The sequence below is a fragment of the Mariniflexile gromovii genome, assembly GCF_017814435.1.
Classification (GTDB): Bacteria; Bacteroidota; Bacteroidia; order Flavobacteriales; family Flavobacteriaceae; genus Mariniflexile; species Mariniflexile gromovii.
Genome location: NZ_JAGJCB010000002.1, coordinates 96072 through 116815, shown reverse-complemented (window position 1 = coordinate 116815; position 20744 = coordinate 96072). Strand labels below are relative to the sequence as shown.

The window sequence follows — 20744 nt, the reverse complement described above, 5'->3', positions numbered from 1 at the left end:
AAAGTGGTATATGGGAAAGTTTGTTTAAAATACCAGTTTTAAAACGGGCAACGACGGTTTGAGGTATTTTATGTTTTTCTATTGCAGCCATTTTTTTAGGGCTTGAGCCTTTTCCCTACTAACATCAACCGTTTTATTTACTGGAGCTATTAGTTTTACTATTAGCTTTCCATACGAGTCCGATTTAAAACTTTCTACAACATCAGACTTAAAAATGACCTGTCGATTAGCACGAAAGAAGGTTGCGGGATTTACCAATTCTTCAATTTCTTCCATGGTTTGAAAATCGGTTATAAACTTTTGATTGTCCTTGGTTACCAAATAAATAAGTACTTCTTTAATAAAATAAGCAATTTTATCGTGGTTTATAATAAGTACCGATTTTCCTGAGTGAACCATAAAGCGCTCTTTATAAGCTTTGGTTTCATTAGGTAAACTAATGTGCTTTATTAAAGATTTTAATTGCTCATTGAGCAGTTGATTATCTAAATATCTATGCTGTTTAAATTTATCAATGGCCAATTTTAACTCTTCCTTATCTACTGGCTTCAATAAATAATCTATACTGTTTAATTTGAATGCTCTTATGGCATATTCATTATAAGCCGTGGTAAATATAATGGGGCAATTTATCTTTACTTCCTTTAAAAGCTCAAAACTAACCCCATCGCTTAACTGGATGTCCATAAAAAGTAAATCGGGCTCTGGGTTAGATTTAAAATAAGCAATACTCGATTTTAGCGACCCTAAAACCTTCACAATATTAATCGTTGCATCTGCTTTATTAATAAGGTCTACTAGTCCCTTGGCTACCAAAGTTTCATCTTCAATAATTACAGCGTTTATCATAGCTTATACAATTAAAGGTATTTTAACCACAAAATGTGTTTCCGTATTTTCAACTTCTACAGATCTATTGGTAAGGTATTTATATAAATCCTTCATATTTTGAACCCCTAGTTTATTACTGGTTTCCACCTGTGCTTTTTTATTGATATTATTTTCTACTATAAAATAAACACCATCAGAGCTTATTGATATTCTTAATGGGTTTTCCAGACTTACACTGTTATGCTTTACCGCATTTTCTATTAGCATTTGAGATAGAACAGGCACTATGCCTTTTTCCATATCAACTTCATCTACTTTAATTATAAATTGAATGGCCTCACCAAACCTGGTTTTCATTAGAGAGATATAATGTTGTACAAAATTAAGTTCTGTTCGAATGGAAACCGCTTCTTTATCTCTGTTTTGAAGGGTATATCGATACACTTTAGATAGTTGCTGTAAAAAATCGGATGCCAATTGTTGGTTTTCAAAAATCAAACTGTTTAAAGATGTTAAAGCGTTGAATAAAAAATGAGGGTTTAATTGATTGCGTAAAGCATCATATTTTACAATGGCTTGTTCTTTTTCAAGGTTGCTTTTATTGATAAGATTATTTTTCCACTGATAGAAATAATATGCTCCAAAAATTACAAGGTTGAATATTACCGATAGGAAAAAGTTCATTAAATATATAACACTGTCCCACAAGGGTGTAATCCCCACATCAAAAAGGGTATTTGCAGAAAAAAATATGAAATATGAAAGGAAAATGTTTAAAAAAGTTGCTATAAAAATTTGCACTGAAATTTTTAGTAAAGGCTTTTTATTAATTGGAATAACATGTTCTAAAAGACGGTGGATTAACAGTGTCCCTTCCCAACCTAAAAAAATAAGAAACAATGCCGTAATGGAAAGGGTTATATGGTATAAAGCAGACTCATAAGGAAAAACCTTAAGCCTTACCGATGCCATAACAATGTTAATAACCATTAAAACCGGATAGCTATACTTTCGTTTAATGTAGGTGCCCATGAAGCTAATTTATCTACTTATTAATGTTAGCTAAAAATACAATTTCTACTTCTATATATGCATAATACATTATCCGAAATGCTCGATTATTGAACTGAAGCATCAAAAAAATAAGTTTAAACGCAAACGCCTATATTTTATAGCCTTCTTTTAATAGCATTGCACATATACTTTATGTATAAACAGCTAGCTTACAGAATAAGAAATACATTGGCTTTCACTTCATTATATTTTTAAAGCACTTCCACATATTATTTTACCACTTCGGTATAGATTATTTTCCCAAACTTTTAATCACTCCTACTTTTGGAAAGCTTTAAAAGAAAGCATCATCAATCAAAAATCAAAAAAATATGAAAACAAATTTAATTTTTATGTTACTCTTTTCAATGCTTATTATAGCATGTGATAAAGATGACACCATTAACGAACCAAGCAACACTTTGGAGGCAAAGGTGGAAAGTTTTAATGGTTTAGTTTATGTTGGTCAGTTAGTAACCCTAAACGGATCGGAATCTAAAGACAATGCCGGCAAACCCTTTCAGTTTTTATGGAAATTTAAGAGCAAACCAGCCACAAGTGCTAGCCTGTTAGAAGACGCTACCACATCTAAACCAAAATTCACTCCAGATTCAGAAGGTGTTTATGTACTAGAATTAAAAATCTATAACCAAGTTTTTTCTGATACTGATGAAATATCCATTACAGTAAATAAAAACAACATTCCCAATGACGGGCCTATTGTTTTAAGTGACGATATTAATGCTGATTACGTTCTTACTAATATTTATGAAGATAGCAATATGCCAGATTATTTAGTGACTAAGGACATTCATGTAAGAGGAAATTTAAGAATACATCCTTCAGTTACCATTGCATTTGAAGAAAACACCGCTATGTATATTGAAAACCAAGGTTCTATTGAAGTAATTGGATCTGCCAATCAGTTTAGTTATTTCACTGGTAAAGAAAAAACCATTGGCTATTGGAAAGGGTTGGTAATTAACTCCAATAGTTCCTTAAATAAATTAGATAGGGTTATAATTGAATATGCCGGTAGTGGTATTGCATCGGGAATGCAGGAAGCTGCAGCAGTTAGCCTAAACAATGAAGGGGCAGGAAACCTTAAAGTAGTATCTTCTATTTTTCAATACAATAAAGGTTTTGCCATAGCTGCAGAAACTGGCACTAAATTAACCACCGAATCTTTTACTGTGTTTAGAAACAACCAGAAATTGGCGATGATACCAGCCTCTCAACTTTTGGCAATTAATAGTCTGTCCGATTTTCAAAACAACGAAATAAATACTATTGAAGTTATAGGAGATAGGATAAATGCTTCAAATAACATCACTTGGAGTCCTGTGCAAGCTGATATTAAATATGCTTTGAAAGGGAAGCTTGAAATAGCATCGGGACTTATAATGACCGAAGGCTCAGAATTTCAAATGGAAAACGATGCCGAAATCATTATCATGCCTACAGGATATTTAACCGCTATTGGCACACAGCAATACCCTATAAAATTTTATGGCAAACAGCAAGCATCTCAAGGATATTGGAAAGGAATTGGTTTTAAATCCAATAATACTAAAAATGAATTAAAACATGTTGAAATTATTGGGGCAGGAAGCGCTCCTATGGATGGATTTGTTTTAAAAACAAACATAGGAGTAGAGGGTGATAATAATGCCCATTTAAAAATATCTGAAAGTTTAATAAGCAAAAGTGGCGGGATTGGATTATTAATTGAAAAAAAAGCAACTCATAACAATTTAGGCTTCCTAAGGTTTAAAGACAACACAGCATCAGCTATTGCATTACCAGCCAATGAGGTGGAAAAATTAAACAATGTAGCAGCTTTAGAATTTTCGGGAAACCAACATAATGGTGTAGAAATTTTTAGTTCAAATTTATTAGTTGAACAAGGAAGAGAATCTATTTGGCCCGCTTTAGGTTTTAGTTATACTTACTTGGTAAGTGGTAATTTAAGTATAGATACAGGTTTAAAAGTTTTATCGGGTGCCATATTTAAATTTGAAGAAGACGTAACAATGCGCATAACTACTAATGGCTATTTAGATGCTAAAGGTACTAACGACCAAAACATTTGGTTTACAGGAAACAACCAAACTAAAGGCTTTTGGAACGGTATTCTTATACAATCTAGCAGCAATAAAAATGTTATGGAATATTGCAATGTTAGTTATGCCGGAAAATCTCCAATGTTAAATATTAATAAAGTAACAAGTATTGGTTTAGATGGGGATTCTCTTGGAAAACTAAGCATTGCCAATTCTAAAATTTCTCATGGTTATGGTTATGGCATTGCCATTGAAGACAACAGAGCGATTATTAACAGCAATGCCGAAAGTTCAAATATCTTTTCAGATTTAGATTTGGGTAACATCTATAAACCATAAAAAACTTAATACTATTCATCAATCAATTATACATCAATCAAAAAACGAACAAAAATGAAAAATCAAATTTTAGCAATTATCCTATTCTTTTTTGCGCTAACCGCAAAATCACAAACTCAATTTGGAGTACAAGCTTCTGGCGTTTTAAGTAATGCCTCTTTAACAGATGAGAGCGACCAAGACCTTAACAAAAAACTTAAAGCAGGTTTTGCCATTGGTATATTTGCCGAAGTTCCTTTATCTGAATCTTTCAGTCTAAAACCGTCTTTCAACTTCATGCAAAAAGGAGCAAAAATTGAAAACGAATTTATAGAGGAAGACATAACTGTAAAACAAGAAATGAAAGCAAACCTCAACTATTTAGAGTTGCCCATTCTAGCCATTTATAAGGTTAATGGGACTAACGGTAAATTATTTTTGGGAGCTGGTCCTTCTTTTGGTTATGGTATCTCCGGAAAGATTAAAGGCGAAGTTAGCTTTAAGGAAGGAAATACAACAAGTACAGAATCCTTTTCTATAGATGCCTTTAAAGATGAGGAAGATGACGGCGGTGGCTTAAGCCGATTCGATTTAGGTGTTATGGGAGTTGCTGGATATGCCCTTTCAGAAAAAATAGCATTGCAATTAAGCTATTTATACGGTTTAAGCAATATTGCCAATACTTCTGATTCGGATGATAATGAATTCAAAAATAGAAATATCCTATTATCCCTTTCTTATAAAATTTAATGAATTAAAAGGTACAGCATCCTTTGCTGTACCTTTTATAAAACCTGCTACAATGGGAAAGTTGATGTTATTATTGGCCGTATCTGTCATGGCTTATGCTTTTACTTCATTTTATAAAAAAAGCATTAAAGATTCCATGACCTATACAAAAGACACTAAGTTTAGGTTTGAAATGGCTACTGCAAAAGATTATGAAAACGCATCAATGAATCAAACAGTAGGTTTTGTAATGGAAAAAGATGATGCCAAAAAAGTAGATGGCACCATATACCTTAACATAGATGAGGCCTGGAAACCAATAAAAAACTTAAAAGGATTGAGTACTAAAAAAGCCAATTTCAACTACTTAGGAAAAAACAACGCCATAAATAAATATTTAATAGCAGCACACATACCAAACAAAATCATCAAATGGTATCTTATAGATAAAAAAACAGGAAACGCAACAATGTTAGGGTCGGAACCTGTATTTTCAACCAACCAAAGCATATTTGCAACATTAAAGCATATTCCAGATTTTGAAAACAGAAAAAACTCAATCCATATTTGGAAGGTTAATAAAACAACAAATGCATCTACTGTAAATAAGCATATAACATCCAAAAACACCAATTGGATTCCTCTTGAAATGCAATGGGAAACCGAAACTTCAATTATAATTAAAACAATTCTTAGAAAAAATGACGCCCATTTAAATTCTAATTTAACGAACAACCATTTTTCTTTTATAAGAATGGTTATAACTCCTTAAACATATAATTTTAAACTATAAACGATGAAAAATATCTTAACAATTATTTTTGTAATTGCATTAGGCAGTACTTCTTGGTCACAAACTTTTGAATATAAAACCATAACCGTAGTAGAGTCTATAATTCCAAACGGATTGGGCAGATCTAGAATGATTGCCACAGAGGAAGCTAGAGATTATAAAGAATTTACTTCCAACAGAACCGAAGAAGATGATGAAAGGAACAAATCGGACCGAGGCGACATTCGTATCAGGAATTTTGAAGAAACAAAACTTCTAAACTTTTTTAATGTAGGAGGTATTCGTTTTCAAAACATAGCTGCCAATGACGCCGTGGTAACATCAAAAATAAATGAACTCGCTAATTTAGGCTGGGAGTTAACTTTTGTAAACAGCGGTGTTGAAAGCTTTAGTGGTGAAACAGATAGTAACGGTATTTTTATTACCCGTTACATATTTAAAAGATTGAAAACATCTATTTAAAATTTACGGTGTACTCGTCCAGTATTTGAAGTTCGGTTCTAAAGGATAACACTTTATCGGCAAATTTTTTGAGTCCTTCGCTTCGAAGTTTTTCGGCATCTTCTCTATAATAAGCATCCAATGCTTCTCTAGAATAGGTACGGTATTGTACAGAATAGGTAACACCTCCCATGTCTTCTTCTACCAAAACTCTGGTAAGGGTTGCTTTTTCAAATTTTCCGGTAGCCAATACTTGCGGAATGTGTTCTTTTATCCATGCTAACCATTCGTCGTGTATGGATTCGTCTATGTTTGATGTTACGTTGTATATTATCATGTTTTGTTGTTTAATTGTTTGTGGTTTAGGCGTTGAAATGAGACTGCAAACTGAGACTGTAAACTAGTTTATAGCATCACCACGTAATGCTCGGTATCGTTTTCTGGCTTCTACAAAGTAAATACTATCGGCATGATTAAAAATGATTTTTTCGTATAAACTTTTAGCCTTTTCTGGTTGATTGGATTGGTTTTCATAAAGTTCAGCAAGATGAAAAAAAGCATCGTCTACTAAAACACCATCGGGATAATTTTCAATTATAATTTCGTAGTTTGCTTCGGCCTTTTCAAATTGAGCTTGTTCTTCAAATAATTGCGCTTGTTTAAATAATGCTTGTGGTATGATGGGTTCGGTTTTATGTTCGTTTAAAATTTTATTCAGCAAGGTTATAGATTCGTCCGTTTTATTTTGAAAAGACAATAAATCGGCTTTTGCGTAAAGTTTTAAAGCCGTTTGGGTGGAATCTTCATATTTATTATCTGAAATAAGCAATTTTAAATCTAAAGCATCATTAGCTATAAGTTGCGATGTTGATGCTTTTAAAACCTTTAGTTGCGATTCTGCCCATTTAAAATCGCCTTTGTAGTAACTAGCTTTGGCTACTTTATAACGTGCTTCTTGAGAAATGGTACTGTTTTTTGAATTTCGTTGAATTTGTGTGTAGTAAATTAAAGCGTCATTAAACTTTTCTTGCAGTACTAAAATATCGCCTAATTCCAATTTTACTTCGGCTTGTTGTAAATCATTCAGAGGCAATTCCAATGTTTTTTCTAAAAAAGCTGATGCCTTTTTAGGCTCATTTTTGTTGAATGCCAAAAAATGCGCGTAGGCAATTTGAAGTTTTAAGGTTTGGGAAAACGTACCAAACTTATTAAACAACTCTTGGTACTTGGCATCAATGGTACCGTAGTTTTCTTTGGTGCTTTGCTTTGTTTCTAACTTAATTAAATTATAGTGCGCCTCTAACAAAATATCCAAATCTTGGGCTGTGGTTGTTATAAAAGTGTAAATTTCTTTGGCTGTTTCCAGTTCATTTTTACTAAATGCAATGTCGGCCAGTTCTTCTATTCTAAACAAACTTTCGGGCTGCCTACTAAAAATTGCTTTTTCTTGGGCAAATGCTTTTTTAAAATCATTTTGCTGAATAAATAACCAACTTAACAACTCGTTCCAAAAAACATGGGGTTCTTGCTGTACTTTTTTAAGCAAAATTTTCCGGAAAATAATATTGTTTTCATTTTCGCCATCTTCACTTATAAAATCGCTTATAGCCCGTTTTATGTTGCCCAAACTAAATGGGTTTGATTGTGCAAAATCAACATAGCTATTAAACATTTTTTCAATGTTCCCTTGCTCGCCATATAGTTGTGCCAACTGTAAATTAAAATTATATTCGGGTTTTAGAATCATGGCCTTTTCATAAGCGATTATGGCTTCATTGTTAAGTGAATGACTTTGAAAACTTCTGGCAATGGTATACACGTTAATAGGATTTGTATCTATACTTGCCAAAGCTTTTTTATAGTTTAAATTCGCATTTTCCAAATCGTTTTTAAGCTGATAATTATAGCCTAACTCAACAAATAACGCAGGATACTGCACACGATCTATTAACGCTTTGAGAAATTTTTCAGCCTCATCATATTGCTCTAATTGCGCGTATGTACTTACCAATTGATTAATGTAAGTCATATTCGATGGTGTTTCAGCATACAGTTTTTTATACTCAGCTAAAGCCTTTTCAAAATCGCCATTTTTATAGTACTCCCTAGCAATTCCATCGTCTTGCGAGAACAATTGGGCAGTAAATAGAAAGCATAAAACAAATAGAATTCTCATGTTGTAAATATAACAAATACACGGAGTAGCTACTGCTAATATAATTATAAAAAAATGCCCGAATAAAAATTCGGGCACTAACCAACCAAAATAAAAGTTCCATTAACTACCGTTAATATAAAAAACGATGTAATACTGATTGGGGACAGTCTTTGTATAAAGAATTAAATCCCTATTTAGTTACAATAGCAGTAACTTTGCTTTCGGATTTTGAGATTTCAAAATCTGAAAACAATACTTTGCCTGCGAAAAAAATTAATGTAATTAAAATTACTAAACGTTTAATATTTTTCATGGTTAGTAGGTTTCATAGATTTGGTGCCCCTAACTTCTAAAATATTTTTAGATACGCAAAAGAAATGCAAATAAAATCGTTAAAAAACGTTAATAATTTGCATTTTGTCGATTATTAAAAACAAAACCCTACAATTGTGTAAGTTTTTGATTCACTTTGAGTGTGTAAATATATTGTTTTAATCAATGATTTTAAAACCCGTATATGCTTGTAAAACTTCAGGAATAACAATGCCGTCTTTAGTTTGGTAGTTTTCTAAAATGCCAGCCAAAACTCTTGGTAATGCTAACGAACTTCCGTTTAAGGTGTGTGTCAATTCATTTTTACCATCACTGTTTTTAAAACGTAATTTTAAACGGTTTGCTTGAAAGATTTCAAAGTTTGAAACTGAAGATATTTCCAACCATCTATCTTGTGCTGTAGAAAACACTTCAAAATCGTAAGTTAATGCTGAAGTGAAGCCCAAATCGCCACCACAAAGTCTTAATATTCTATAAGGTAATTTTAATTCTTGTAAAATGGTTTTTACATGCTCCACCATACCATCTAACGCTTCGTAGGATTTACTTGGGTGTTCTACACGTAAAATCTCAACTTTATCGAATTGGTGTAAACGGTTCAATCCACGAACATGTGCACCGTAACTTCCAGCTTCACGGCGAAAACATGGTGTGTAACCTGTAATACCAATGGGCAATTCGCTTTCATTCAAAACCACATCCCTAAAAATATTGGTTCCTGGCACCTCAGCAGTTGGAATTAAATATAAATTATCTTCGGTTACATGGTACATTTGCCCTTCTTTATCCGGCAATTGCCCCGTACCAAAACCAGATGCTTCGTTTACCAAATGTGGTAATTGGTATTCGGTATAACCCGCTGCTGTGTTTTTGTCCAGAAAATAAGCGATTAATGCACGTTGTAGTCTGGCTCCCTTGCCTTTATACACAGGAAAACCAGCACCAGTGATTTTGTTACCTAATTCAAAATCGATGATATCGTATTTTTTTGCCAATTCCCAATGTGGCAATGCGCCTTCGTGCAATACAGGAATATCGCCTTCTTTATAAACTTCTAAATTATCGGTATCCGAATTTCCATTAGGCACCAACTCATTAGGAACGTTAGGGATTTTATACAGCAATTGGTTTAGCTCTTCTGTTTTATTGTTAAGCGCATCGTTTAGTTCTTTTGAAACTTCTTTTAACTGACTTGTTTTCTCTTTTAAAAGATTTGCTTTTTCAGCTTCTCCCGATTTGTATAAGTTGCCTATTTCTTTTGAAATCGCGTTCGATTCTGCCAAGGTATTATCCAACTCGGTTTGAATGCGGCGTCTTTCTTCATCCAACGAAATAACATCGTGAATCATTTGAGTAGCATCAATGTTTCGTTTTGCTAATCGGGTTATTACTAAATCTTTGTTTTCTCTAATAAAAGGGACTTGTAACATGTCTTGAAAATTTAAGCGACAAATTTAATGAATTGCGAACATATTTGCTGTTCTTTTGAATGTAAAATCAACGTTAATTAAAATGCGATTTTATATAGCTAAGCGATGCTTCTTTATCTTTTAATAATTGGTCTTTTAAAGCCTCAACCGATTCGAATTTTTGTTCATCACGAAGTCTGTGCAATAAATCTATTTGAATGGTTTTATTATAAATATTTCTGTTGAAATTGAAAAAGTGCACTTCAATGGTTTCCTCTTGCCCTTCAACGGTAGGGTTGAAACCTATATTCATCATACCAAATACAACCTCGTTATTTATAACAGAACGCACTATATAAGCACCGTGTTTTGGAATTAATTTATAATCTTCATCTATTTGGATATTGGCTGTTGGGTAATCTATTTGTCTGCCCAACGCTTTACCTTTTACCACGTTGCCGGTAAGCATAAACGGATAGCCTAAATACGCATTGGCCTTATCAATATCGCCGTCTTCCAATGCTTTTCTAATTTTGGTAGAACTTACCGATACATCGTTGATATCTTGAGCTGAAATTTCCTCAACTTCAAAACCATATAAATCGCCAAACTTTTTCAAATCGTTAATATCGGCGTTTCTATTTCTACCAAACCTGTGGTCGTAACCAATAATTACCTTTTTAGCATTGAGTTTATCAACTAAAATTTTTTTTACAAAATCTTCTGCCGAAAGTCTGGAAAATGCTTTGGTAAACTTCTTAATAAGTAAAAAATCTAAACCTAAGGCTTCTAAAATTGCGCCACGTTCGTTAATGGTATTAATTAATTTTATGTTTGAATCTTTTTGCAGCACCATACGTGGGTGCGGAAAAAAAGTAAGGATAACAGACTTTAAATGGGTTTGTTTTCCAATATTAATTAAACGCTTTACAATTTTTTGATGACCAACATGAACACCATCAAAAGTACCAATGGTTACTATGGTAGGTTCCATAGATCTATATGCGTTGATGTTTTTAATTTTGCTCATAATAAGCAGTTAATTGCTAATTTGGTTAAAAAAAGTTAGTTTTGTTGTAACTGTTAAATAAAAATAGCCCCAAATATTTTTTTATGAACGCAAAACTACATTATGTTTTATCAATAGCAATGTTTTTGGCTATCTTTTCGGTATCTTCTCAAAATTCTTCTTGGAAAAAAACAGAAACCATTAAAGATTCTAAAATAATTTCTAAATTAAATTTAGATAAAAATAAGGTTCAAGTTTTTGAGCTTAATACCGCTTCTTTAAAAGAATCGCTTACGGATGTGACTTCAAGAAATTCCAAAACGAAGGAAAAGGCAACAACAATTTCCATTCCGGGTGAAGCAGGCAACTTGGAAACGTTTCAAATTTATGAAGCTTCTACTTTTTCGCCAGATTTAGCAGCTAAATATCCAAACATCAAATCGTATGTTGGCGTTAGTTTAAGTAATCCTGGAACGCGTTTACGTATGAGTGTATCTCCACAAGGCACGCAAACCATGATTACTTATTTAGATAAACCTAGTGTTTTTATGCAGCCTACCTCAAAAGGTTCAAACGAATATATTCTGTATTCTAAAAAAGACAAAAACAAAACAGCATTTATATGTAACACCATTAATGAACTGAGTGAAAACTTTAACAAAAGTACTGGTTTAACTTCAAAAATGGCCATTAATGAAGGTGGCGCCAACAATAAAACTCTTCAAAAATTTAGAATCGCCATTTCAACCACTGCAGAATATACCGCTTATCATAACGATGGCAACCCAGGAAACGGTGATGCCGTTGCTGATGCCTTAGCAGCCATTAACGCCACTTTAAGCAGGGTAAATGAAATATTCGAGACCGATATGGCAGTTACTTTTGAACTTGTAGATGCTACCCAATTAATTTACACAAATGCAGGAACCGACCCTTATTCTGATGCTAGTATAGGAACTGATGATGATAATTTTGAGAACACAAACGGTTGGAGCCTTCAACTACAAAACAATTTAACCAACACTATTGGAAATGCTGCCTATGATATTGGGCATTTATTTGGTGCAACAGGAGGTGGCGGTAATGCAGGATGTATTGGTTGCGTATGTGATAACGACACAGCGAGTACTACAGACCATAAAAAAGGAAGTGCATTCACATCGCCTGCTAACGGAATTCCTGAAGGGGATACGTTTGACCTAGATTTTGTAATTCATGAAATTGGACATCAAATGGGAGCCAACCATACTTGGGCTTACCAAAGTGAAGGTACCGGTGTAAACTCCGAACCTGGAAGTGGAAGTACTATTATGGCATACGCAGGAATTACTGGTGAAGATGATGTACAAACCAATAGCGACGCTTATTTTCATTATCATAGCATTAAACAAATACTAAATAATTTAAGTGGTAAAACCTGCCAAACTACGGAAGCGATTACCAACAACCCACCCATAGCAGATGCGGGTAGCGACTATAATATTCCTGCTGGAACTGCATACGTTCTAAAAGGTGCTGCTACCGATGCTGATGGAGGTGATAATCTAACTTATTGTTGGGAACAAATAGATAGTGGTACCGTAAATTATTTGAATTTTGGACCCGACTTAGCCTCTGGTTCGATGAACAGGTCGTTGCCGCCATCAAGTGCTTCTGATAGATATATTCCTAAATTCAGTAGTGTTTTAGCTGGAAATACCACACAAACCAACCCAACTTTGGGTAGTGACTGGGAAACGGTTTCAACCGTTGGAAGAAATTTAAACTGGGCATTAACAGTTAGAGATAGAAACACCGCAAGTGCCAGTGGTGGACAAAGTAGTTACGATACCATGAAAATAACGGTAGAAAATGTAACACCATTTACAGTTTCAAACCCTATTTCTTGGGCACAGGGAAGTACTGTTACTATTAATTGGGTTGTTGGGCAAACAGGGAATGCCACTATTAATTGCCAAAATGTAAATATTAAATTATCAACAGATGGTGGTTTAACCTTTCCCATAACTATCGCATCAAGCACACCCAATGATGGTTCCCATACGTACACAGTACCATCTATTCCTGATACAAATACTGCACGATTGTTAGTTGAAGCCGCCGATAACATTTTCTATGATGTTTCTAATTTTGATTTTTCAATTTCAACAAGCCCTGATTTTTTTATGGTTGAAGAAACTTTAGATCCTATTGGATGCGCTGAAACTACGGCTACATTTCATTTTAATTATGAAACCGCTAATGGTTTTTCTGAAACCACCGTTTTTAATGCCTCAGGAAACCCCAATGGGTCTTCTGTAACTTTTTCCCCTACCAGTATAAATGCTTCGGGTACGGTTACCATGACCATTAGCAATTTAGGAGGCGTTCCGTTTGACGATTACAGCATTACCATTACAGGAACTGCATCAACTAAAACCAAAAACAAAGTAGTTAATTTTCCTTTTAATAATGGACATTGTGCCTCGGTTGCCAACACCCAATACGAAACAAGTACAACTAGAGTACGATTTAACAGCATAAATAATACGTCTGCAAAACCATCGGGTTATAGTAATTATAAAAACATTTCTACCAATGTTAATAGAAACAGCTCTTACAATTTAACTGTTAATGTAAATACTGATGGCGACTATACCGTTGCTACCAAAGTTTGGATAGATTGGAACCAAAACTGTAGTTTCAATGATGCGGGTGAAGAATACATTTTAGGTGATGCCACTAATGTTACAAATGGCACAACAGGCAATTCGCCACGTTCTATAACAGTGCCATTGACGGCACTTTTAGGAAATACCATCATGCGTGTTTCTACCAAATATAAAGACGATGGGCAACCAACGGCTTGCGAAAATGGTTTTGATGGTGAAGTTGAAGACTATACCATAAATATTACACCATCGTTGGCTATTGAAGAATTTGGTTTCGAGAATTTTATAGTGTTTCCAAACCCAAATAATGGTACGTTTAGCATTCAATTAAATGGTTCGTTGGAACGCAGTATTAATGTGGCTGTTTTTGATATGAGAGGGCGACATATTTATGAAAAGGAATTCCCGAATGTTGGCGATTTCCGTCAGGAATTACAATTAAATAAAGTGCAATCTGGTATGTATTTATTGATTGTGAGTGATGGCGTTAGAAAATCTACCAAGAAGATTGTTGTTGAATAAATAGCTTGTTTCAAAGTTAAATGTTAACGTCTTTGCGAGGTATGAAGCAATCTGTTTGTAATTATTTAGAAAAATTTATTAGTGTTTTATGAGAGATTACTTCAGTTATACTTCCCTCGTAATGACGATTCCATAGAAAAGAGTGGTTTACTATTTTGTTCGTTCTTCAGTCTCCCGTCTTAAATTATTTTCCATTAAAAGTGTTCATGGTAATGTTCATGCCTGCCAACCCAAAGGATTTTATAAGTTCTATCGATTTATCTAAGCGTTCTTTTAGTTTATCGTTTTCTTCATCGGTCCATTCTCCCAAAACATAATCTACTTGTTGTCCTTTGTTAAAGGCATCGCTTATACCAAATCTAAAACGGTTATAGGCTACGGTGTTTAGTTTTAGTTGGGTGTCTTTTAAGCCATTGTGCCCGCCATCGCTTCCTTTGGTTTTTACACGAATGCTTCCAAAAGGGAGGTTTAAATCGTCTGTAATTACCAATAAATTTTCTAAGGGAATGTTTTCTTTTGTTAACCAATATACTATGGCTTTTCCGCTTAAGTTCATGTAGGTACTTGGTTTTAGGAAAATGAAGGTACGCCCTTTTAGTTTATAGGTGGCGACATCGCCCAGTTTTTGGGTTTCGAAGGTTAAATTTTCTTGGGCCGCAAAGTGGTCCAATATTTTGAAGCCTATGTTGTGACGGGTATTGGCATATGCTGCGCCTATGTTTCCTAAACCAACTATTAAGTACTTTTTCATGGTATCTTGTTCGTCTTGTGGGCTTTCCTTTTTAAATAGGTTTAATAGAAATTGCCACATGATGTTTTTTGATTTTTAAAAATTTTTAGCAAAAATACATTTTTGTTTTCTAAAACTTTGGATTTGCTTTGTTATTGGCTGATGGGTACGTTAGGGATTGAGCAATTGTTGGAGCGCCTCGCAGAGCGCGACTTGCGAAAGCCCGACCCGATAGGGTAACGCCCAAAAGTTTAATGACGTGAAAATAAAAAAGCATCCTGAATTAATCAGAATGCTTTTAATATTTAATCTAGAATATTATTTATTCTTGAGTAGCTTCGGCAGCTGGTGTAGCTTCTGCTCCTTCAGCTGTTGCGCTTTCTGCTTCTTCTTCATCGTCATCTTCTACAATTGCAGCTCTAGAACGTCTTACAAGACATACTACGGTATTGTCTGGGTGCAAGAATTTGTATGCATCGTTTTCTAAAGTTGTAATGTAAAGTTTGCTTCCAATTTTAAGTGGCGTAATGTCTGCCTCGATAAAATCTGGTAAGTTTGCTGGTAACGCTTTAACACGTAAGCTACGACGGTTTTTACGTAAAACACCACCGTTTTTAACACCACGAGAGTTTCCAACAAATACTACTGGAATATCCATAGCAATTTCTTTGTCTTCGAATAACTGATAGAAATCGATATGCAAAATTTTATCAGTTACTGGGTGAAATTGAATGTCTTGTAGAATGGCGTTGAATTTATCGCCATTTTCTAAAGCAATCACAACTGTGTGCGCATTAGGAGTGTATACAAGATTTGAGAACGCTAGTTCTTCTGCACTAAAATGAACTGGCTTATCTCCTCCGTATAATACGCAAGGAACCTGACCAGCATTACGTAAGGCTTTTGTTGCTTTTTTGCCCACGCTTTCTCTTTGAGATCCGTTGATTGTAATTGATTTCATTTTTAATATATATAGTTAATAATTATTCTTTTTTTATTGTAAGCTTTTTTGGGCTTACATTACAAATTTTGAGCTTATAGATTTGTTGTTGTGTACTTTTTCCATAACCTGTGCGAATAAATCGGCACAACTTAACACTTTAATTTTATCGCTTAAAGGTTTAACGGGTATAGAATCGGTTACTATAAGTTCTTCTAATTTAGAATTGTTTAAGTTTTCGTATGCTTTTCCTGACAATAAAGGATGTGTACAAATGGCTCTTACACTTAAAGCGCCACGTTCCATCATTAAATCGGCTGCTTTGGTTAGGGTGCCGGCTGTATCAACCATGTCATCAACCAAAACCACATTTTTACCAGTTACATCTCCTATCAATTCCATGTGGGAAATGATGTTGGCCTTGGCACGCTGCTTATAACAAATTACCACATCGCTTTCCAATGCTTTTGAATACGCATAGGCTCTTTTTGAACCTCCCATATCGGGTGATGCAATGGTTAAATTATCTAAATTTAAGCTTTGTAAATAAGGTAAAAAGATGGTTGATGCAAACAGGTGGTCTACAGGTTTTTCGAAAAAGCCTTGTATTTGGTCTGCATGCAAATCCATAGTAATGATACGGGTTGCACCAGCTGCTTCCAACATTTTTGCTACTAATTTAGCAGCAATGGGTACTCTTGGTTTATCTTTTCTATCTTGTCTTGCCCATCCAAAATAAGGTAACACGGCAGTAATGTGTCTTGCTGAAGCACGTTTAGCAGCATCAATCATTAACAACATTTCCATTAAATTTTCAGCTCCAGGATTGGTAGATCCGATGATGAAAATACGCGTACCTCTAATAGATTCTTCGTAGGATGGCTGAAATTCACCATCACTATAAGTAGAGGTAATCACATTACCTAATTCTACTCCAAATGACTTTGCAATTTTCTCCCCAAGTACTTTACTTTGGGTACATGCAAAAATTTTGGCTTCGGTAATCACTATTGGCATAGGTAACTTGTTGTTTTATAGCGCAAAAGCACGCCCTTATTTTAAACAAGGTGCAAATTTATACATTTATTTTAACCTAAAAAGTATATTGCCCAGTATTTTTATTAATAATTTGGAAAAATTATATATTTTTGCTGCGCTAAAGAAGCTCAAGTGGCGGAATTGGTAGACGCGCCGGATTCAAAATCCGGTTCTTCGGAGTGCGGGTTCGATTCCCGCCTTGAGTACTTTTTAAATACCAAATTATAACAAAAAGCCTGTAAATCAATGATTTACGGGCTTTTTAATTTTATTTGATGTCATATAATAGCATAAAATACCATTTAAAAAGGGGCTAATTCGGTGTCACTAAATTTGATTTTTCAACTGACACCGAATAGCTTGTAAGTATTTGTATTTCAGTTGATTATGAAGAGTATTGTTTGTTGAATTTTTAGTATATTTAAGTCTAAAATAACAACTGACACCGATGAACAATTCATTATCAATTTTGTTTTACATTAAAAAGAGTAAGGCGGATAGCCTTGGGAAGGCTAATATCTATTTAAGAATAACGGTTGATGGTAAACGAGCGGAATTTAGTATTCGACGCAAAATAACCCCAGCTAGATGGAGCAATGAAACAGGCTTAGCCAAGGGAAACTCTAGTGAAACGCAGGAACTCAATAGATATATTTCGTCAATAAAAAACAAATTATATCAATGCGAACAGCGTTTTATTGACAAGGGAATACCAATTACATCTAAAAAATTACGTGATGCCCTTTTAGAAAAGGAGACCAAATTTAAAATGCTGATTGAGGAATTTGAGAATCATAATAACCAAGTTGAAAAACTAATAGGGATTGATTTTGCTCCAAATACATTGATAAGATATAAAACAACGTTAAATCACTTAAAAAAGTTTGTGTTAAATGAGTATAACATTAAGGATATTGCATTGAATCAAATAGACAATGTCTTTATTAATAGATTAGAATATTATTTTAAAACATCGGAAAATTGTGGACATAATACCACATTTAAATATATTTCAAATTTAAAAAAGATTGTCCGGATCGCATATAATAATGGTTGGATTAAAAAGGATCCTTTTGTTCATTATAAAACAAAGTACAAAACTGTAGATAGAGAGTTTCTAACGGAACAAGAAATTCAAACCCTGATTGAAAAGGATTTCAGAATTGAAAGACTGAATCAAGTCAAAGATATTTTCATATTTTGTTACTATACAGGTTTAGCATATATTGATGTAAAAAAATTAGTGAATAGTCACATTGTTTTAGGAATTGATGGAGAATATTGGATTAATACAAAAAGGACTAAAACAGATAGTAAAATAAACATTCCACTTCTTCCAAGCGCCTATAATATTATTAAGAAGTATCAAAATTTCTCTGAGATTATAGATGATGACAAAGTTCTACCAGTATTAAGTAACCAAAAAATGAATGCATATTTAAAAGAAATTGCTGTTATCTGTGAAATAAATAAAAACTTAACATTTCACTTGGCACGACATACTTTTGCAACTACTGTAACGCTTACTAATGGTGTTTCAATAGAATCGGTAAGCAAAATGCTTGGTCACAAATCATTAAGAACTACCCAGCACTATGCCAAAATTCTTGATAAAAAGGTAAGTGAGGATATGAATGCATTGAGGATAAAAATGAGTGGAGTAAAACAAACAAACTCTAATAAATCAATAAAATAATGGGTAACTATAAATGCCACAATAGAAATTGATAGTAAATCTGCGTTTTTCTATTCCATTATTTACAAAAATCCTCGAATTCTATTGTTAATAACTCAAAATACCCTCAAATCGGCCATTTTTCTGATATTTAGTTTGATGTTATTTGATATCATATAACATCAAAAAAAAAATAGAGAATAATCTTATGATGGTATATAATCTAATTTATTGTTTATCAAATATTTGTGTATAACTAAACTATTTTATTTTTTCTTTCAACAGCCACGTTTTATACCTTTATTACCATAATCCCGTAAGGGAAAGCAAAAGCGCTTTTGTTCATTTTATTAATCTATAAAACAATAAAAATGGACACTATTTTAATACTGGATCGATTAGATCGTTTAGAAAAACTACTCATAGGAAACAAAGAAGTATTAACCTTTGATGAAGCCAGTGATTATACGGGCATATCCAGAAGTTATCTATACAAACTCACAGCTTCCGGAAAAATTCCACATTCCAAACCCAATGGTAAGATGGTCTTTTTTGATAAAACGAGGCTTGTGGATTGGTTACTTCAACATAAGCGAGAACCCGAACTAAATATAAAGGGCAGCACCCAAGCAGGAAATCTGTCGAATAAGAATGCCTAACCTTTTTTAAGACAAAATCAAACAGTCTAACGATCTGCTGTGATTTCTCATGGCATAAAAACAATTCTTATGGAACAGATACCCTATATACGTGTGGGCACGTCCTACTATAAAAGCGTCAAATCCCCAACCATAGCGGGCCACTTTAATGAAATCTTGGTGCACTGGAACATGGAGACCATCAAACAGGACCATGGCAAAGACCACTTAAGCAAAATCCCAAAATATGATGGCTTTACCTGTATTCCAAGCCATGTAGATTTCAAACAGGAATGTTTAGGGTTCTATAACATCTATTCCCCGTTGGGTAAAGCGCCTAAAGAAGGGGGTGTTACCTTATCCCTCAAATTCGTAAAACACATCTTTGGAAAGCATTACGAACTGGGATTGGACTACCTCCAATTGTTGTATCTAAAACCCATCCAGGTACTTCCCATATTATGTTTGGTCTCCAAGGAACGATCCACGGGAAAAAGTACCTTTTTAAAATGGCTCAAGGAAATCTTTGAGAACAACCTGACCTATTTGACCAATGACAGTTTTAGCAGCCAGTTCAATGCCGATTGGGCAAATAAACTTTTGATTTGTATTGACGAAGTGCTGTTCAACAAGGAAGAACTTACTGAGCGCATCAAATACCTTAGTACCACGAATATCAATAAACTGGAAGCTAAGGGCAAGGACAAACGGGAAGTTGAGTTCTTTGGCAAGTTTATTCTTTGTAGCAACAATGAAGAAAGCTTTATAAAGATAGATGCCAATGAAACCCGATTTTGGGTAATCAAAGTGCCCGTTCTGGAAGAAGAAGAGACCAACTACCTGGAGAAATTGATTGAAGAGATACCCGCATTTCTTTATTATCTGGCAGAACGAAAGCTACATTCAAAACACCTAACACGCATGTGGTTTACGGCGCAACAGATAAGAACCAAGGCATTGGTAAAACTGGTACAGAACAATCGCAACAGGGTTGAAAAGGAACTGGCAAGCATCCTGATGGGTGTCATTGAAAAATTTGATTTGGAAGCCGTAGACCTTTGCCCCATGGATGCCCTGTTGGCATTGAACAGGACTCGGGTAAAAACGGATCTGACCCAACTGCGGAGGTTGCTGAAAAAAGATTGGAAACTGAGCAATAGGGACAACTCGAACAGTTACCAAAAATTTGTGATTTGGACGGACGGGGATATGACCTTGGTAGATGCCAAAGGGCGCTATTTTACCGTTAGGAAATCTTTTTTAACCGAAAATTTTGATGATTTGATGACAGAATAGAAAACCTGCCGTATTTGTTGGGCTAAAGCCGTCATCATTAAATCATCATTTAGTCATCAAAAAAATTAATGATGACAAAATAGAGATATAAAAAACCAAGAATGATGAATTGATGAC

Annotated in this window: 17 protein-coding genes and 1 tRNA gene; 9 read left to right on the top strand and 9 right to left on the bottom strand. The window is 34.2% G+C overall.

The window, feature by feature from the left end; all coding sequences use genetic code 11:
• Positions 1-78: 78 nt before the first annotated feature.
• Complete coding sequence (locus J8H85_RS02415) at positions 79-849, bottom strand: LytR/AlgR family response regulator transcription factor (protein WP_209652336.1); 771 nt, start codon at positions 847-849, stop codon at positions 79-81.
• A gap of 3 nt (positions 850-852) precedes the next feature.
• On the bottom strand, positions 853-1863 hold the full coding sequence (locus tag J8H85_RS02410; protein ID WP_209652334.1) for a sensor histidine kinase: 1011 nt from the start codon (positions 1861-1863) through the stop codon (positions 853-855).
• Between the two features lie 353 nt (positions 1864-2216).
• Here J8H85_RS02410 and J8H85_RS02405 point away from each other — a divergent pair, with 353 nt between their 5' ends.
• The 4 genes from J8H85_RS02405 to J8H85_RS02390 are packed head-to-tail and all read left to right on the top strand — an operon-like array spanning position 2217 to position 6249.
• A complete protein-coding gene (locus tag J8H85_RS02405; RefSeq protein WP_209652332.1) occupies positions 2217-4286 on the top strand; it encodes a PKD domain-containing protein in 2070 nt (689 codons plus the stop codon).
• 54 nt (positions 4287-4340) lie between these two features.
• Positions 4341-5015: a porin family protein gene (locus tag J8H85_RS02400; protein WP_209652330.1), complete on the top strand. Its 675-nt coding sequence runs from the start codon at positions 4341-4343 to the stop codon at positions 5013-5015.
• Positions 4966-5766, top strand: a complete 801-nt coding sequence (locus tag J8H85_RS02395; protein WP_209652328.1) for a hypothetical protein — start codon at positions 4966-4968, stop codon at positions 5764-5766. Before J8H85_RS02400 ends, J8H85_RS02395 begins: the two co-directional genes overlap by 50 nt.
• Positions 5767-5790: 24 nt before the next feature.
• A complete protein-coding gene (locus tag J8H85_RS02390) occupies positions 5791-6249 on the top strand; it encodes a hypothetical protein (protein ID WP_209652325.1) in 459 nt (152 codons plus the stop codon).
• On the opposite strand, the gene J8H85_RS02385 is transcribed toward J8H85_RS02390, so the two are convergent.
• The 4 genes from J8H85_RS02385 to J8H85_RS02370 form a co-directional block, all read right to left on the bottom strand.
• Positions 6242-6565, bottom strand: coding sequence for a DUF4286 family protein (locus J8H85_RS02385; protein ID WP_209652324.1), 324 nt, complete (start codon positions 6563-6565; stop codon positions 6242-6244). The genes J8H85_RS02390 and J8H85_RS02385 overlap by 8 nt on opposite strands.
• A gap of 63 nt (positions 6566-6628) precedes the next feature.
• The gene (locus tag J8H85_RS02380) at positions 6629-8404 is read right to left on the bottom strand and encodes a tetratricopeptide repeat protein (protein ID WP_209652322.1); all 1776 of its coding nucleotides are present in this window, start codon (positions 8402-8404) and stop codon (positions 6629-6631) included.
• A gap of 473 nt (positions 8405-8877) precedes the next feature.
• A complete protein-coding gene (serS, locus tag J8H85_RS02375) occupies positions 8878-10149 on the bottom strand; it encodes a serine--tRNA ligase (protein ID WP_209652320.1) in 1272 nt (423 codons plus the stop codon).
• A gap of 73 nt (positions 10150-10222) precedes the next feature.
• Positions 10223-11158 (bottom strand): bifunctional riboflavin kinase/FAD synthetase, encoded by a 936-nt coding sequence (locus J8H85_RS02370; protein WP_209652318.1) that lies wholly within the window; start codon positions 11156-11158, stop codon positions 10223-10225.
• An 83-nt stretch (positions 11159-11241) separates the two neighbouring features.
• On the opposite strand from J8H85_RS02370, the gene J8H85_RS02365 reads away from it, so the two are divergent.
• Positions 11242-14310, top strand: a complete 3069-nt coding sequence (locus J8H85_RS02365; protein WP_209652316.1) for a zinc-dependent metalloprotease — start codon at positions 11242-11244, stop codon at positions 14308-14310.
• Between the two features lie 184 nt (positions 14311-14494).
• Here the strand turns inward: J8H85_RS02365 and pth are convergent, their stop codons facing one another.
• The 3 genes from pth to J8H85_RS02350 form a co-directional block, all read right to left on the bottom strand.
• Positions 14495-15121: an aminoacyl-tRNA hydrolase gene (gene pth, locus J8H85_RS02360; RefSeq protein ID WP_209652314.1), complete on the bottom strand. Its 627-nt coding sequence runs from the start codon at positions 15119-15121 to the stop codon at positions 14495-14497.
• Between the two features lie 241 nt (positions 15122-15362).
• Positions 15363-16001, bottom strand: coding sequence for a 50S ribosomal protein L25/general stress protein Ctc (locus J8H85_RS02355; RefSeq protein ID WP_209652312.1), 639 nt, complete (start codon positions 15999-16001; stop codon positions 15363-15365).
• A gap of 54 nt (positions 16002-16055) precedes the next feature.
• Complete coding sequence (locus tag J8H85_RS02350) at positions 16056-16997, bottom strand: ribose-phosphate pyrophosphokinase (protein ID WP_209652310.1); 942 nt, start codon at positions 16995-16997, stop codon at positions 16056-16058.
• Between the two features lie 147 nt (positions 16998-17144).
• Between J8H85_RS02350 and J8H85_RS02345 the strand changes: the two genes are divergently transcribed.
• The 4 genes from J8H85_RS02345 (at position 17145) to J8H85_RS02330 (ending at position 20627) form a co-directional block, all read left to right on the top strand.
• Positions 17145-17224: transfer RNA gene (locus J8H85_RS02345), tRNA-Leu, on the top strand.
• Positions 17225-17466: 242 nt separating this feature from the next.
• A complete protein-coding gene (locus J8H85_RS02340) occupies positions 17467-18714 on the top strand; it encodes a site-specific integrase (protein WP_209652307.1) in 1248 nt (415 codons plus the stop codon).
• Between the two features lie 350 nt (positions 18715-19064).
• Positions 19065-19352 carry a helix-turn-helix domain-containing protein gene (locus J8H85_RS02335; RefSeq protein WP_209652306.1) on the top strand — a complete coding sequence of 96 codons (288 nt, stop codon included), beginning with the start codon at positions 19065-19067 and terminating at the stop codon, positions 19350-19352.
• A gap of 69 nt (positions 19353-19421) precedes the next feature.
• The gene (locus J8H85_RS02330; RefSeq protein ID WP_209652304.1) at positions 19422-20627 is read left to right on the top strand and encodes a primase-helicase family protein; all 1206 of its coding nucleotides are present in this window, start codon (positions 19422-19424) and stop codon (positions 20625-20627) included.
• The last annotated feature ends 117 nt before the right edge of the window (positions 20628-20744 follow it).

What these genes read in the sequence shown, in the direction of transcription:
- J8H85_RS02415 (WP_209652336.1), bottom strand. Translation starts at nt 849, where the DNA reads ATGATAAACGCTGTAATTATTGAAGATGAAACTTTGGTAGCCAAGGGA.
- J8H85_RS02410 (WP_209652334.1), bottom strand. Translation starts at nt 1,863, where the DNA reads ATGGGCACCTACATTAAACGAAAGTATAGCTATCCGGTTTTAATGGTT.
- J8H85_RS02405 (WP_209652332.1), top strand. Translation starts at nt 2,217, where the DNA reads ATGAAAACAAATTTAATTTTTATGTTACTCTTTTCAATGCTTATTATA.
- J8H85_RS02400 (WP_209652330.1), top strand. Translation starts at nt 4,341, where the DNA reads ATGAAAAATCAAATTTTAGCAATTATCCTATTCTTTTTTGCGCTAACC.
- J8H85_RS02395 (WP_209652328.1), top strand. Translation starts at nt 4,966, where the DNA reads ATGAATTCAAAAATAGAAATATCCTATTATCCCTTTCTTATAAAATTT.
- J8H85_RS02390 (WP_209652325.1), top strand. Translation starts at nt 5,791, where the DNA reads ATGAAAAATATCTTAACAATTATTTTTGTAATTGCATTAGGCAGTACT.
- J8H85_RS02385 (WP_209652324.1), bottom strand. Translation starts at nt 6,565, where the DNA reads ATGATAATATACAACGTAACATCAAACATAGACGAATCCATACACGAC.
- J8H85_RS02380 (WP_209652322.1), bottom strand. Translation starts at nt 8,404, where the DNA reads ATGAGAATTCTATTTGTTTTATGCTTTCTATTTACTGCCCAATTGTTC.
- serS (WP_209652320.1), bottom strand. Translation starts at nt 10,149, where the DNA reads ATGTTACAAGTCCCTTTTATTAGAGAAAACAAAGATTTAGTAATAACC.
- J8H85_RS02370 (WP_209652318.1), bottom strand. Translation starts at nt 11,158, where the DNA reads ATGAGCAAAATTAAAAACATCAACGCATATAGATCTATGGAACCTACC.
- J8H85_RS02365 (WP_209652316.1), top strand. Translation starts at nt 11,242, where the DNA reads ATGAACGCAAAACTACATTATGTTTTATCAATAGCAATGTTTTTGGCT.
- pth (WP_209652314.1), bottom strand. Translation starts at nt 15,121, where the DNA reads ATGTGGCAATTTCTATTAAACCTATTTAAAAAGGAAAGCCCACAAGAC.
- J8H85_RS02355 (WP_209652312.1), bottom strand. Translation starts at nt 16,001, where the DNA reads ATGAAATCAATTACAATCAACGGATCTCAAAGAGAAAGCGTGGGCAAA.
- J8H85_RS02350 (WP_209652310.1), bottom strand. Translation starts at nt 16,997, where the DNA reads ATGCCAATAGTGATTACCGAAGCCAAAATTTTTGCATGTACCCAAAGT.
- J8H85_RS02340 (WP_209652307.1), top strand. Translation starts at nt 17,467, where the DNA reads ATGAACAATTCATTATCAATTTTGTTTTACATTAAAAAGAGTAAGGCG.
- J8H85_RS02335 (WP_209652306.1), top strand. Translation starts at nt 19,065, where the DNA reads ATGGACACTATTTTAATACTGGATCGATTAGATCGTTTAGAAAAACTA.
- J8H85_RS02330 (WP_209652304.1), top strand. Translation starts at nt 19,422, where the DNA reads ATGGAACAGATACCCTATATACGTGTGGGCACGTCCTACTATAAAAGC.